Raw genomic sequence first — 12599 nt, 5'->3', positions numbered from 1 at the left:
GAGGGATGAGACGCCCATGACGCCCGTCGAGGCTCTCCGAGAGATCGCCTTCCTGCTGGAGCGCGCGGGTGAGCCGGCCTACCGCGTGCGCGCCTTCCGCCGCGCCGCCGCCGTCGTCGCGGGCCTGCCCGAGGAGGAGCTGGTACGGCTCGCGGACACGGGCGGACTGGCCGACCTGCCCGGCATCGGCAAGGTGACGGCCCTGGCGGTCACCGAGGCGCTCGCCGGCCAGGTGCCGACCTACCTGCGCCGGATGCGGGCCACCGAGGGAGCCGACCTCGACGACGAGACGGCTGCCCTGAGGGCGGCGCTCAAGGGCGACCTGCACAGCCACTCCGACTGGTCGGACGGCGGCTCGCCGATCGAGGAGATGGCCGAGGCGGCCCGCGCGCTCGGCCACGCGTACTGGGCGCTGACCGACCACTCGCCCCGCCTGACGATCGCGGGCGGCCTGTCGGCCGCCCGGCTGAGACGGCAGCTCGACGAGGTCGAGCGGCTCAACGAGCGGCTGGCGCCGTTCCGGATCCTGACCGGCGTCGAGGTCGACATCAATCCCGACGGGACGCTCGACCAGGAACCCGAGCTGCTGGCACGGCTGGACGTGGTGGTGGCCAGCGCGCACTCGAAGCTGAGGATGAACCACTACGAGATGACCCGCAGGATGGTGACGGCGATCGCCGACCCGAACGTCGACGTCCTCGGCCACTGCACCGGGCGGATCGTCCAGGGCGGCACCCGGCGCGGCGGGCGCAGGCCCGAGTCGGAGTTCGACGCCGAGCTGGTCTTCGAGGCCTGCCGGCGGTTCGGCGTGGCCGTCGAGATCAACTCCCGGCCCGACCGGCAGGACCCGCCGAAACGGCTGATGCGGCTGGCCTACGAGATGGGCTGCGACTTTGCGATCGACTCCGACGCCCACGCGCCCGGCCAGCTCGACTGGCAGCGGTTCGGCTGCGAGCGGGCCGCCCGGTGCGGCATCGAGCCCGCCCGGGTGGTCAACACCTGGCCGCTCGACGAGCTGCTGGCCTGGACCCGGTGACGGGACCGGTGGCCGTGGCGTGAGACCTCTGTGGCGCGCCGGTGAGGAGCGTCTGACGGGGGCCACCGGCCGCCCGCCGATTGTCGGTCGCCGCGCGTAGCGTCCCGGTTGTGAACCGTACTGATCGGCTCTACGCGCTCGTCGAGGACCTGCGCGCCATCTCGCCCCGCCGCCGCTCCGCGCGCGAGCTCGCCCAGCGGTTCGAGGTGAGCGTGCGCACGATCGAGCGCGACATCATCGCCCTGCAGGAGTCGGGAGTGCCGATCTACGCCGAGCCCGGGCGCAGGGGCGGATACGCCATCGACAGGAAGATGTCGCTGCCCCCGCTCAACTTCACGCCCGCCGAGGCAGTGGCCATCGCGGTCGCGCTCAGCCGGGCCGGTGACCAGCCGTTCGGCCGGCAGGCGCGCAGCGCGTTACGCAAGGTCGTGGCCGCCATGCCGGGGCCCGAGGGCGAGCTGGCCCGGGAGCTCGCCCGACGTGTCCAGCTGGTCGCCGAGCCCGCCGAGCAGGGCACCGGGATCAGGCCGCTCGGCGGCGAGGGCATCTCGCGCGCGATCGAGGACGCCTTACAGCGGCGGCGCGTGCTCAGGCTCGACTACACCGACGCCAAGGGGGCGCTGACCTCGCGCGACGTCGAGCCCGGCGTGTTCCTGGGCGGGCGCGGTGGGTTCTGGTATCTCGTGGCGTGGTGCCGGCTCCGCGACGACGTGCGGGTCTTCCGGCTCGACCGCATCGCCGCCGCCACGGTCACCGCCGAGCGCTGCCCCGACCGGCCGCTGGAGGGGTTCGCCACCGAGGTGCCGGAGATGCTCGTGCACGGCACCCTGCTCGACTGATTCACTCGAAAATTCGATCGAAAACACCGACATAGGGTTGTCGCCTCGCCGGTGGATCCTGGTCCCTGTTCGACGGACAGGAGACGGCGCCGTCCTCCGCGTGGAGACGGACGGCGCCGGCGGAGATCCGCCAGGCGGGTCGACGTCGCCTGTCCGGACGACACGCCGGGCGTCTTCTCGGGTCTTCCACCCGACGGCACGACCGGCGGTGGGTCCGCGCGGGCGCCTTCCCCGCCGGCCGGGCTCACACACGGGGCCGCCTCGCGAGCGGTCAGCCCTCCCTGGGCTCGCCGCCGATCGCCGAGCGGCGGCGCGTCCAGGGCTCCCGGTCTGGGCTCCCGGTCCCGGCCTGGGCTTCCGGTCTGGGCTTCCGGCCTGGGCTCCCGGTCTGGCTCGGGCGGCCAGAACGAGGCCCGCTAGAACGCGGCTCCGGCCAGCCAGCGATCCAGCAGGTCGCGGTCGCCGAAGACGGTCAGCGTGTCCGCGAAGCGCCGGCCGTACATCATGAGCAGCAGGTCGGCGGCCGGGCCGCGGACGGCGACGTCGCCCTTGGCATGTCCGGGTTCCCAGCTGACGCGGCCCGCGGGGCCCTGCGTGATGGTCCACTCGCCGTCGGCGTCGGTCGCGTGCAGGTGGATCGTGACGCCTTCCACGCCGGCCTCGGCCAGGCGGCGGGTGACCCAGCGGGCGTGCGGCAGGTTGCCGAGCAACTCCCCGACCCCGTCGACCGCCACCGGCGTGGGCACCGCCGGCTCCAGGTCGAGCGCGAGCTCCGCGTCGACGCGGTGGACCACCAGCTCGTACGCCATCCGCCGCGACCAGTAGCCGGCCGAGTGGTCGCCGCCCCACGACCACACTGGCGTGGCCGGGTCGGTCGACCGGAGCACGGCCAGCAGTTCGGCGGCCCCGGCCGCCAGCCACGCGGCGTCACCGCTCTCACCGGGCGCCAGTCCGTTGGGCACGTCGCGCGACCAGATCGGCTCGCTCGCGCGGGTCTTCAGGATGTGGATCACCCAGCGGTGCGTGCCGCCGACGTGGGTGACCAGCTCGGCCAGCGTCCAGCCGGGACAACTGGGCACCGGCGTGCCAGAGGCGGCGCCGGTGACCAGCTCGACGAGGCGGGCGGTTTCGCTCTCCACGAGCGCGCAGTAGTCCGTCACGCGCCCGAGCCTAGATCAGGCGGCCGCGCAGGAGACGTCCCGGTTCGGCGTCTTGCCCTTGAGCAGGAACGAGTTCACCATGCTCTGAATGCACGTGTTGCCCGAGCTGTAGGAGCCGTGTCCCTGGCCCTCGTAGGTGAGCAGGGTGGCGTTCCCGAGCTGCTGGGTCAGCCTGGGCGCCCACTGGTAGGGGGTGGCCGGGTCGCCCTTGCCGCCGACCACGAGGATCGGCGCCGAGCCCTTGGCGTTCACGTGCCTGGCCTCGTCGCTGCCCGCGACCGGCCACAAGGCGCAGATCCCGCCCGCGCCCTCGTTGCCGAACAACGGTGAGATCTTGATCGCCTCCTTCCAGGTGCGCGTCAGCTCCGCCTCGTCGGGCCGCTCGGCGGAGTCCACGCAGGTGATCGCCGGGAAGCTGGACATCTGGGTGGTGTAGGTGCCGTCCTTGGAGCGGCCGGTGTAGGAGTCGGCCAGGTAGATCAGCGCGTCGCCCCGTCCCTTGTTCGCCTGCGCGAGCGCGGTCTCCAGGAACGGCCAGGCCCCCTCGGAGTAGAGGGCGGCCGCGAGCCCGGTGGAGGCCAGGCCCTGGGTGAGCCGGCGGTTGTCGACCTGCAGCGGCTTGTTGACCAGCTTGTACATCAGCCGCATGACGTTCGCGTCGGCGGCCTTCACGGTGTCGCCGAGCTCGCAGCCCTGCTTGACGCAGTCCTTCAGGAAGCTCTCGTACGCCCGCTGGAAGCCCTTGGTCTGGGCCAGGGTGCGCTGCCTGAAGGTGACGGATGGGTCGAGCGGGGCGTCGAGCACCATCCGGCCGACCTTCTTCGGGTACTTGGTGGCGTAGATCGCGCCGAGCTGCGTGCCGTACGACATGCCGAGGTAGTTGAGCTTGGCGTCGCCGAGCGCCGCGCGCAGCCGGTCCATGTCGCGGGCGGCGCTGCCGGTGCCGATGTACGGCAGGAGCCGGCTCGCGTCACGCTTGCAGAGCTCGGCGAACCTCTGGTTGGCGGCCCTTCCCGCCTCGCGGGTCTTCTGGGTGGGCGGCAGCGTGTCGAGCTCCACGTACGCGTCCATGTCCGCGTTGTCGCCGCAGCGCACGCCCGAGCTGCGGTCGACGCCGCGCGGGTCGAAGCTGACCAGGTCGTAGCGGGTGCGCAGGGTGTCGAACATCTTGGCGGCCTGGGCGAGGGTGTCGACGCCGGAGCCGCCGGGGCCGCCGAAGTTGAACACCAGCGAGCCCAGCCGCTTGCCCTGATCGGTGGCCGCGATCTTGATCAACGCCAGGTCGATCGTACCGAGATCGGGTTTTTGGTAGTCGAGCGGCACGGTGAGCTTTCCGCAGCTGACACCGGGCTCCTCGCGGGCGGGTTTCTCCCCGCCGGGACGGACGATGTCCGTGCACGGGCCCCAGGAGATGGGGTCGACGACGACGCCTTTGGGCTCGGTGTCGGGCGTCGCCGTGCTCACACAGGCGGTGGCGGACACTGCCAGCGTGGCGGCGGCAAGGACATGACGCATATGTGCTCTCCCCCTAGGGCTCTCAAGGGGGGAGGCAGTGCCCACAATACGTGAGGGTCGCCGGGAGGGCGACGCGCCGCGAGGGGCGGACGTCCCCGCGCGCGAGTGCGCGGGGACGTCTGTCGCGGCGACTCAGACGCCCATGGACTGGGTGTCGTTGCTCTCCGCGCCGCCGGCCTCGGTCACGCCGTTCTTGAGGTGGTAGCGGGCGATCGCCTCGCGCAGCACCTCGGGGTCGAGCTCGCCGCGCTTGACCAGGCTGGTCAGCACGGCCAGCGTGATCGACGCGGCGTCGACGTGGAAGTGGCGGCGCAGCGCCGAGCGGGTGTCGGACAGGCCGAACCCGTCGGTGCCCAGCGAGGACCAGTCACCCGGCACCCACTGCGCGATCTGGTCCTGGACGGCCTTCATGTAGTCGCTGACGCCCACGAACGGCCCCGTGGCCTGGGACAGGGCCTGGGTGATGTAGGGGACCTGGCGCTCGGCGTCGGGGTTGAGCAGGTTGTGCTCGTCGCACGCCAGCGCCTCGCGGCGCAGCTCCGACCACGACGTAGCCGACCACACGTCGGCCGACACGCCCCAATCCTCGGCCAGCAGGCGCTGCGCCTCGACGGCCCATGGCCCGGCCACGCCGGAGGACAGGATGTTGGCCTTCGGCCCTTGCGTCAGCGGCCCGTCGGCGAACTTGTACAGGCCCTTGAGCAGGCCCTCCACGTCGATGCCGGCGGGCTGCGCGGGCTGCAGGTAGGGCTCGTTGTAGACGGTCAGATAGTAGAACACGTCTTCGGGCTGATCGCCGTACATCCGGCGCAGGCCGTCCTTGACGATGTGCGCCACCTCGAACGCCCACGACGGGTCGTAGGACACCGCCGCCGGGTTGGTGGAGGCGATGAGCGGTGACTGGCCGTCCTCGTGCTGCAGGCCCTCGCCGTTGAGCGTGGTGCGCCCGGCGGTGGCGCCGAGCAGGAAGCCGCGGCCCATCTGGTCGCCCAGCTGCCACATCGCGTCACCGGTGCGCTGCCAGCCGAACATCGAGTAGAAAATGTAGATCGGGATCATCGGCTCGCCGTGCGTGGCGTAGGACGTGCCGGCCGCGATCGTCGAGGCCATCGACCCCGACTCGCTGATGCCCTCGTGCAGGATCTGCCCCTGCACCGCCTCCTTGTAGGACAGCAGCAGCTCCCTGTCGACGGCCTCGTAGGTCTGGCCGTGCGGGGAGTAGATCTTGGCCGTCGGGAACATGGCGTCGAGACCGAAGGTGCGGGCCTCGTCGGGGATGATCGGCACGAAGCGGTGGCCGATCTCCTTGTCGCGCATGAGGTCCTTCAGCAGGCGTACGAAGGCCATCGTGGTGGCCACCTGCTGCTTGCCCGAGCCCTTGGCGAACTGCTGGTAGACCGAGTCGGCGGGCAGCTTGACCGGCTTGGCCCGGACCACCCGCTTGGGCAGCACGCCGCCCAGCGCCGCGCGGCGCTCGCGCATGTACTCGATCTCGGGGTCGTTCTCGCCCGGGTGGAAGTAGGGCGGCAGCTCGCCTTCGAGCGCGGAGTCGGGGATCGGCAGGTAGAGCCGGTCGCGGAACTCCTTGAGCTCGGCCTTGGTGAGCTTCTTCATCTGGTGGGTGGCGTTGCGCGCCTCGAAGTCCTTGCCCAGGGTCCAGCCCTTGATGGTCTGGGCCAGGATCACCGTCGGCTGGCCGACGTGCTCACGAGCCGCCTTGAAGGCCGCGTAGACCTTGTGGTAGTCGTGGCCGCCGCGCGACAGCTTGCGGATGTCGTCGTCGTTCAGGTGCTCGACCATCTTGCGCAGGCGGGGGTCGCCGCCGAAGAAGTGCTCGCGGATGTAGCCGCCCGACTCGACCGAGTAGGTCTGGAACTGGCCGTCGGGCGTGGTGTTCATCTGGTTGACCAGCACGCCGTCGACGTCGGCGGCGAGCAGTGGGTCCCAGTCGCGGCCCCAGACGACCTTGATGACGTTCCAGCCGGCGCCCCGGAAGTAGGACTCGAGCTCCTGGATGATCTTGCCGTTGCCGCGCACCGGGCCGTCGAGCCGCTGCAGGTTGCAGTTGATGACGAACGTGAGGTTGTCGAGCTCCTCGCGGGCGGCCAGGCCGATCGCGCCGAGCGACTCGGGCTCGTCCATCTCGCCGTCGCCCAGGAACGCCCAGACGTGGCTGCGGCTGGTGTCCTTGATCTGGCGGTTGAGCAGGTAGCGGTTGAACCGCGCCTGGTAGATCGCGCTGATCGGCCCCAGGCCCATCGAGACGGTCGGGAACTCCCAGAAGTCGGGCATGAGCCGCGGGTGCGGGTAGGAGGGCAGGCCGTGAAAGCCGTGCGACAGCTCCTGCCGGAACGCGTCGAGCTGCGCCTCGTTGAGGCGGCCCTCCAGGAAGGCGCGGGCGTAAATGCCCGGCGCGGCGTGCCCCTGGAAGAAGACCTGGTCGCCCGACTCGCCGTGGTCCTTGCCACGGAAGAAGTGGTTGAAGCCCACCTCGTAGAGCGACGCGGCGGAGGCGTAGGTGGCGATGTGGCCGCCCACGTTGGTGCGGGCGTTGGCGCGGGACACCATGATCGCGGCGTTCCAGCGGATGTAGGCGCGGATGCGCCGCTCAACGTGCTCGTCGCCGGGGAACCAGGGCTCGCGCTCCGGCGGAATCGTGTTGATGTAGTCGGTGCTGCGCAGGCCCGGCACGCCGACCTGGTGCTCGCGGGCGCGCTCCAGCAGGCGGAGCATCAGGTAGCGAGCTCGGCTGCGGCCCTCCGCCTTGACGACGTTGTCGAGGGACTCAAGCCACTCGTTGGTCTCACTGGGGTCGACATCAGGAAGCTGGCTGGGTAGGCCGTCGCTGATGATCGAGAAACGCTGGCGTCCGGAAGCCACTGGGTCTCGCCTTCCGAGAATGACTGATGTCTGGTCTGGGTCGCCTTCCATCCTGGTCGCTAGTCGTAGAAAGTGCATCTCTACTCGTTGGTAACCAGGACGTCCCTGCTGGCAGGGGGTCATGGGTGGCCTAGACCACCAATGATAGGACGAATCAAGGGGCTAGAGTACATGGCCGGGGTAATTTAACAAGTCCGGAAAAGCTTCGAAAATTCGCCCGCATGCCTTCGAGTATCCACCTTCAGTGGGACGGCGTCATCCGGGCGGGGGTATCGAGCGCCGAGCCGGAGGCTCGCCCCGGGCCTCTTCAGCTCTCAGCGCAACGTTTCGGTCAGGATTGGGTCTGCCTCTCCCGAGTCGAGCGGCGATCCCTCTTTGCGAACGGGCTTCGCCGTACGAGTGTGGAGGCATGAATGCGACGGTTGGCGACCGGCTCCTCGTGCATGGCAACTCCGTGGGGGAGAGAGACCGGACTGGCGTGATCATCGAGGTCCAGGGCAGCGACGGCGAGCCCCCGTACACCGTGAGATTCGACGACGGGCACACCGGGCTGGTGTTTCCCGGCCCGGACGCGGTCGTCGTGCCTCAGTAGACTGCACGTGTGAGATCCGAGATCTTCTCCGTTGCCACGGGCTCGCGCGAGACGGTGCACGACATCACCGCCCAGTGCGCGGAGTTCGCCGGAGCGCAGGGCGAGGACGGGCTGCTGCACGTCTTCGTCCCGCACGCGACGGCGGGCGTGGTCCTCGTGGAGCTGGGAGCGGGCAGCGACGACGATCTGCTCGCCGCGCTGCGCGACCTGCTGCCCGCAGACGACAGGTGGCGCCACGCCCACGGATCGCGTGGTCATGGCAGATCACACGTGATGCCCGCGCTCATCCCGCCGTACGCGACGGTGCCGGTGATCCAAGGACGGCTGGCACTGGGCACCTGGCAGTCGATCGCACTCGTCGACCTGAATGTCGACAACCCGCAACGCCAGGTTCGGCTGTCGTTTTTGTCCAATTGATACCTGCGGACCACTGCCGTACCCGTGGCGACCGTTGACGACTGAGGGTCACAGCGTGTGGACTGTCCCGAAGCGATAAACCGCATAAGCGGCCACTCAAGCAGGAGGGATAAACGTGAGCGCGACCGCGGGTCAGGCGCAGAGCGAGCGCGGCCTGGCCGAACGACTTGGCCTCAAGCCGGGTCAGGTGGTGCAGGAAATCGGCTGGGACGAGGACGTCGATGACGAGCTTCGTGATTCCATCGAGGACCTGACCGGCAACGAACTGCTGGACGAGGAGACCGACGACGTCGTCGACGTGGTGCTGCTGTGGTGGCGTGACGGCGACGGAGACCTTTTCGACGTCCTCAGCGGTGATGCCATGCGAGCACTCGCCGAAGGCGGCCAGATCTGGCTGCTGACTCCCAAGGCCGGGCGCGAAGGCCACGTGGAGCCGAGCGACATTGGGGAGGATGCCGCTACCGCGGGTCTCTCGCAGACCAGCAGCATCTCCGCCGCCCCCGACTGGTCGGGGACCAGGCTCGTTTCGCCGAAAGGCCGACGCTAGGGAGCCAGTGCGCCGGCCGTACGGCAGGATGAAGTCCGTGATGGAACATCCTGCCGAGGTGGGCGTCCCGGCTCCAGACTTCGAGCTCCAGGACCAGCACGGCACTCCGGTGAAGCTGTCAGGCTTTCGGGGCAGGAAGGTCGTGCTGGTCTTCTATCCGCTTGCCTTCAGCGGGATCTGCCGCAGTGAGCTGGCGGAGCTGCGCGACCTCCCGGGAGACGCACAGGTCCTCACCGTCTCTGTGGACTCCTTGTTCACCCATCGTGCCTGGGCGGAGCAGGAGGGCTACGTGTTCCCTCTGCTCTCCGATTTCTGGCCACACGGACAGGTCGCGCGGGCGTACGGTGTGTTCGATGACGCGAAGGGCGTCGCTCGCCGCGGCACCTTCATCATCGACGGCGAGGGCGTGATCCGGTGGTCGGTGGTCAATCCGATCGGTTCGGCGCGTGACGTCGCCGCCTATACCAAGGCACTCGCCGATATTTCGTAACGGAGGACATCATGCCCTGCTATCGCTGCGGGGCCCGGCAGACTGACCCCGTTCGCGGGGCCCGCCCGTGGAAGCGCGGGGTGCGCCAGGAGGCGCAGGTGCTGATCTGTCCGGACTGTCAACGCCAGCACGATCTCGACCTCGACGCGTGCGGCACCTGCCAGTCCACGGCGCTCATCTGCCGGCTCGGTGAGGTGGAATGCCGCTCCTGCGGCTCCGTGCGCCTGGCGCGCGCCGACGCGTTCGCGTGCTCGGGTGCGCCGCCCGCGCCGCCGGGGCTGTCGGACGAAGTGGAGGCGGCGCTCAATCGAGTGCTGGGCCGCGCCTGACCGCCTTGCCGGACATGTACTGAGCTGCGCTATCGTCTCCTTTCGTGTCCGCAACTAGTTCGTTCGTCGTCGGTCTCGACGTCGGAGGCACGTCCATGAAGGGCGGCCTGGTCAGCGAATCCGGCGCGGTCCTGCTGAGCGAGCGGCGCCCCACGCCTCGCGAGGACGGGCCGGACGCGGTCGTGGCCGCCATCCGCGGCTTCATCAGCCACCTGGCGGCCGCCGGTGACGGAGTCCCGGTCGGCGTCGGCCTGGCCGTCCCGGGGCTGGTCTCCGCCGACACCGCCCTCTACGCCGCCAACCTCGGCTGGCGTGACGTGCCCGCCACGGCCTTCACCGCGCTGGACATCCCCGTCATGCTCGGCCACGACGTGCGCACCGGCGGTCTGGCGGAGAGCGTGCTCGGCGCCGGGCGCGGCATCCCCGATTTTCTTTTCCTGCCCATCGGCACGGGCATCGCCGGCGCCATGATCCTGCACGGCGAGCCGTACGAAGGAGCCTCGGGCTGGGGCGGCGAGATCGGCCACATCCCCGTCTTCCCCGAGGGCGAGCAGTGCGCGTGCGGCCAGTTCGGCTGCCTGGAGACGTACGCCTCGGCGGCCTCGGTCGGCAGGCGCTACAGCCTCCGGGCCGGCCTGGAGGGCGTCCGGGCCGAGCAGGTGGTCTCCTCTGACGACCCGGTGGCCGTCGAGGTGTGGGACGAGGCCGTGGAGGCCCTGTCGGTGGCCCTGGCCACGTACACCCTGCTGCTCGACCCGAGCATGATCGTGCTGGGGGGAGGGCTGGCCGAGGCGGGGCCGGCCCTGTTCGACCCGGTGCGCACCCGGCTGGTGAAACGGCTCGCCTTCCGGGACGCGCCCCCGCTGGTCCCGGCCGCCCTCGGGGTGGACGCCGGGATGCTGGGAGCCGCCCTGCTGGGCTGGCGGGCCGCCGGCCGTCCCGAGCTGGGGGCCGGCTGGGCGGTGGATGTGCGGCCGGAGCCGTTGGTGTCGTAAGGTGTAGTGCCGATCAGGGGCGGTTAGCTCAGCGGTAGAGCACTCGCCTTACAAGCGAGGGGTCACTGGTTCGAACCCAGTACCGCCCACCTGCGAAAACGGCCCGATTCCGATCAAGGAAACGGGCCGTGGGTTACTAACTGGGTGACTATGCGGGCTGGGTCACTATGCGGTGAAGATCACGTCCATGGCCTCCGCTCCCTGCATGAGGACCGGCCGGATCTGCTTGCGATAGACCGTCTCGGTGACGACCGTGCTTCGATGGCCGACCAGGCGGGAGATGTCCTCGATCGGGACTCCGGAGTCCGACAGCAGCGAGACGAAGCTATGCCGCATCTCGCGTGGTGACCATTCCTTGCCGACGAGGCCGGCGCGGTCCAGGATCTTACGGAAGTCTCGCCGTACGTTGTGCGCGTTGCCGCTCTGGGTCCGGAAGACCAGCCCAGAAGTGTCGTCCTGTTCCTCGTGAAGTTCGCGCAGCGCCTCCGCGCAGAGGCGAGGAAGCTTGAGCGATCGCCGGGACTTCACCGTCTTGGTGTCGCCTTTGGCCCGTACGGACCGCCATACGTAGGTCGCGAATTCTTCGTGCTCCCAGCCGGCTTCGCCCACCGGCAGCCAGGCTTCCGACTTCCTGTCGTAGGCGACGACATGCGACCAGGTGAGCGCCCGTAGTTCCTCTGTCCGGGCGCCGATCAACAGCGAGAGTACGAGGTAGGCCCGCATGCGTGGAGTCGCCTTCGTGGCGGCGTCGATGATCGCTTGAGCCTGGGGGAGTGTCAGTGCCTTGGACGACCTGCCCGCCCGCCCTTCGGGGATCTCACAGAGATCGACGACGTTCCGCTTCACCTTGTCACGTCGCATCGCATTCTTGATCGACCGGTTCAAGATGGCGTGGATCAGCTTGAGTGATCGCGTGCTGAGCGTGTCCCGCTTGCTCGCGAGCCACTCGTCCACGTCCTCCACGGAGAGGTCACGCAGCTTGCGTGCGCCGAGAGCGGGAATCACATGCGTCTCGGCATAGGTCGTGTACATCCGGACGGTGCTCGCCGACCGTCCACCCAGCCCGTGTTCGAGCCAGTACTGGGTGGCTTCGCGCACGGTGTAGTTCGTCGGTGCGACGGCCGAGCCGTCCTCGTGCTCCCGGAGGATCTCCTTGAGCTTCTCCTTGGCCTCCGTCTTGGTCTTACCGCGGGCCTTCTTGACGATTCGTTTCCCGGCGGCGGTGTAGCCAAGGGTCACCGTGGCGGTCCAGCGCTGTCGCTCTTCGTCCCAGTGCAGACCGCCGTCTCCCTTGCTCCGTCTTGCGGTCATGATGCCCTCGCTTCGCGTTCAAGAAGATCGATGTATTCGGCGATGGCCGACGCTGGGATCAGCCGGGTACGGCCTTGAGTGACGGACTTCAGTCGGCCTGATCGGATGAGTTCGTAGATCACACTGCGGCTCATGCTGAGCAGGGCCATGGCCTCGTGCACGCGATATAGCCGCCGCTCCGGTGGATGCAGTGGCGTCATTCGTGCCCCAGCTGCGTTGCGATCGAGCGGGCCAGGGAGACCCGCTGGCGCATGTACGCGGCCATGATCGTCTCGCTGGAGGTGCGATCCTTCAGACGCGACCGCCAGCCCCATGACGCCTCTGGGACCAGGTTGTTCTCGGTCGGCACTTGGCTGTAGGAGCCGAACCCGATCGTCATTTCACCAACTCCTTCTGAGGGGCCACGGAGATTCCGGACAGCCGTCTTATGGGCGTAGCCTATGCGGCTGTTTGGGTTGAGAGGGACTCATTGAGTACTTCCAGGGGTG

At 69.3% G+C, this 12599-nt stretch carries 14 protein-coding genes and 1 tRNA gene; 9 read left to right on the top strand and 6 right to left on the bottom strand.

Annotated features, from left to right (window positions below):
• Window positions 1–16 precede the first annotated feature (16 nt).
• Together AB0I38_RS32535 and AB0I38_RS32530 are read left to right on the top strand one after the other, a co-directional pair.
• A complete protein-coding gene (locus AB0I38_RS32535) occupies window positions 17–1036 on the top strand; it encodes a PHP domain-containing protein (protein WP_358488770.1) in 1020 nt (339 codons plus the stop codon).
• 110 nt (window positions 1037–1146) lie between these two features.
• Window positions 1147–1875, top strand: coding sequence for a helix-turn-helix transcriptional regulator (locus AB0I38_RS32530; RefSeq protein WP_358488766.1), 729 nt, complete (start codon window positions 1147–1149; stop codon window positions 1873–1875).
• A 416-nt stretch (window positions 1876–2291) separates the two neighbouring features.
• Here the strand turns inward: AB0I38_RS32530 and AB0I38_RS32525 are convergent, their stop codons facing one another.
• The 3 genes from AB0I38_RS32525 to aceE form a co-directional block, all read right to left on the bottom strand.
• Entirely contained in the window at window positions 2292–3035 is a 744-nt protein-coding gene (locus AB0I38_RS32525; RefSeq protein WP_358488761.1) for a maleylpyruvate isomerase family mycothiol-dependent enzyme, read from the bottom strand.
• Between the two features lie 15 nt (window positions 3036–3050).
• Window positions 3051–4550: an alpha/beta hydrolase gene (locus AB0I38_RS32520; protein ID WP_358488756.1), complete on the bottom strand. Its 1500-nt coding sequence runs from the start codon at window positions 4548–4550 to the stop codon at window positions 3051–3053.
• Window positions 4551–4682: 132 nt separating this feature from the next.
• Window positions 4683–7430 (bottom strand): pyruvate dehydrogenase (acetyl-transferring), homodimeric type, encoded by a 2748-nt coding sequence (gene aceE, locus AB0I38_RS32515; RefSeq protein WP_358488751.1) that lies wholly within the window; start codon window positions 7428–7430, stop codon window positions 4683–4685.
• 409 nt (window positions 7431–7839) lie between these two features.
• Here aceE and AB0I38_RS32510 point away from each other — a divergent pair, with 409 nt between their 5' ends.
• The 7 genes from AB0I38_RS32510 to AB0I38_RS32480 all read left to right on the top strand — a co-directional run bounded on the left by AB0I38_RS32510 (window position 7840) and on the right by AB0I38_RS32480 (window position 10889).
• Window positions 7840–8022 (top strand): DUF1918 domain-containing protein, encoded by a 183-nt coding sequence (locus AB0I38_RS32510; RefSeq protein WP_358488746.1) that lies wholly within the window; start codon window positions 7840–7842, stop codon window positions 8020–8022.
• 9 nt (window positions 8023–8031) lie between these two features.
• Window positions 8032–8439: a secondary thiamine-phosphate synthase enzyme YjbQ gene (locus AB0I38_RS32505; RefSeq protein ID WP_358488743.1), complete on the top strand. Its 408-nt coding sequence runs from the start codon at window positions 8032–8034 to the stop codon at window positions 8437–8439.
• A gap of 115 nt (window positions 8440–8554) precedes the next feature.
• Entirely contained in the window at window positions 8555–8986 is a 432-nt protein-coding gene (locus AB0I38_RS32500) for a DUF3052 domain-containing protein (protein WP_358488738.1), read from the top strand.
• Between the two features lie 28 nt (window positions 8987–9014).
• On the top strand, window positions 9015–9476 hold the full coding sequence (locus tag AB0I38_RS32495) for a peroxiredoxin (RefSeq protein ID WP_358488735.1): 462 nt from the start codon (window positions 9015–9017) through the stop codon (window positions 9474–9476).
• 80 nt (window positions 9477–9556) lie between these two features.
• The gene (locus AB0I38_RS32490) at window positions 9557–9805 is read left to right on the top strand and encodes a hypothetical protein (protein WP_358488732.1); all 249 of its coding nucleotides are present in this window, start codon (window positions 9557–9559) and stop codon (window positions 9803–9805) included.
• Window positions 9806–9849: 44 nt separating this feature from the next.
• Window positions 9850–10800: an ROK family protein gene (locus AB0I38_RS32485; RefSeq protein WP_358488729.1), complete on the top strand. Its 951-nt coding sequence runs from the start codon at window positions 9850–9852 to the stop codon at window positions 10798–10800.
• A gap of 17 nt (window positions 10801–10817) precedes the next feature.
• A tRNA-Val gene (locus tag AB0I38_RS32480) sits at window positions 10818–10889 on the top strand.
• A gap of 76 nt (window positions 10890–10965) precedes the next feature.
• Here AB0I38_RS32480 and AB0I38_RS32475 read toward each other — a convergent pair.
• Genes AB0I38_RS32475 through AB0I38_RS32465 form a run of 3 tightly spaced genes read right to left on the bottom strand, consistent with a single transcriptional unit; the run spans window position 10966 to window position 12490 of the window.
• Window positions 10966–12111: a site-specific integrase gene (locus tag AB0I38_RS32475; protein WP_358488725.1), complete on the bottom strand. Its 1146-nt coding sequence runs from the start codon at window positions 12109–12111 to the stop codon at window positions 10966–10968.
• Window positions 12108–12311, bottom strand: a complete 204-nt coding sequence (locus AB0I38_RS32470) for a helix-turn-helix domain-containing protein (protein ID WP_358488721.1) — start codon at window positions 12309–12311, stop codon at window positions 12108–12110. Before AB0I38_RS32470 ends, AB0I38_RS32475 begins: the two co-directional genes overlap by 4 nt.
• The gene (locus AB0I38_RS32465; protein WP_358488717.1) at window positions 12308–12490 is read right to left on the bottom strand and encodes a hypothetical protein; all 183 of its coding nucleotides are present in this window, start codon (window positions 12488–12490) and stop codon (window positions 12308–12310) included. The genes AB0I38_RS32470 and AB0I38_RS32465 overlap by 4 nt, the downstream gene beginning before the upstream one ends.
• Between the last annotated feature and the right edge of the window lie 109 nt (window positions 12491–12599).

The organism is Nonomuraea cavernae, assembly GCF_040655715.1.
Taxonomy (GTDB): Bacteria; Actinomycetota; Actinomycetes; order Streptosporangiales; family Streptosporangiaceae; genus Nonomuraea; species Nonomuraea cavernae_A.
Note: the sequence above shows the minus strand (reverse complement) of the source record. Positions and strands in the feature narration are given on the sequence as shown.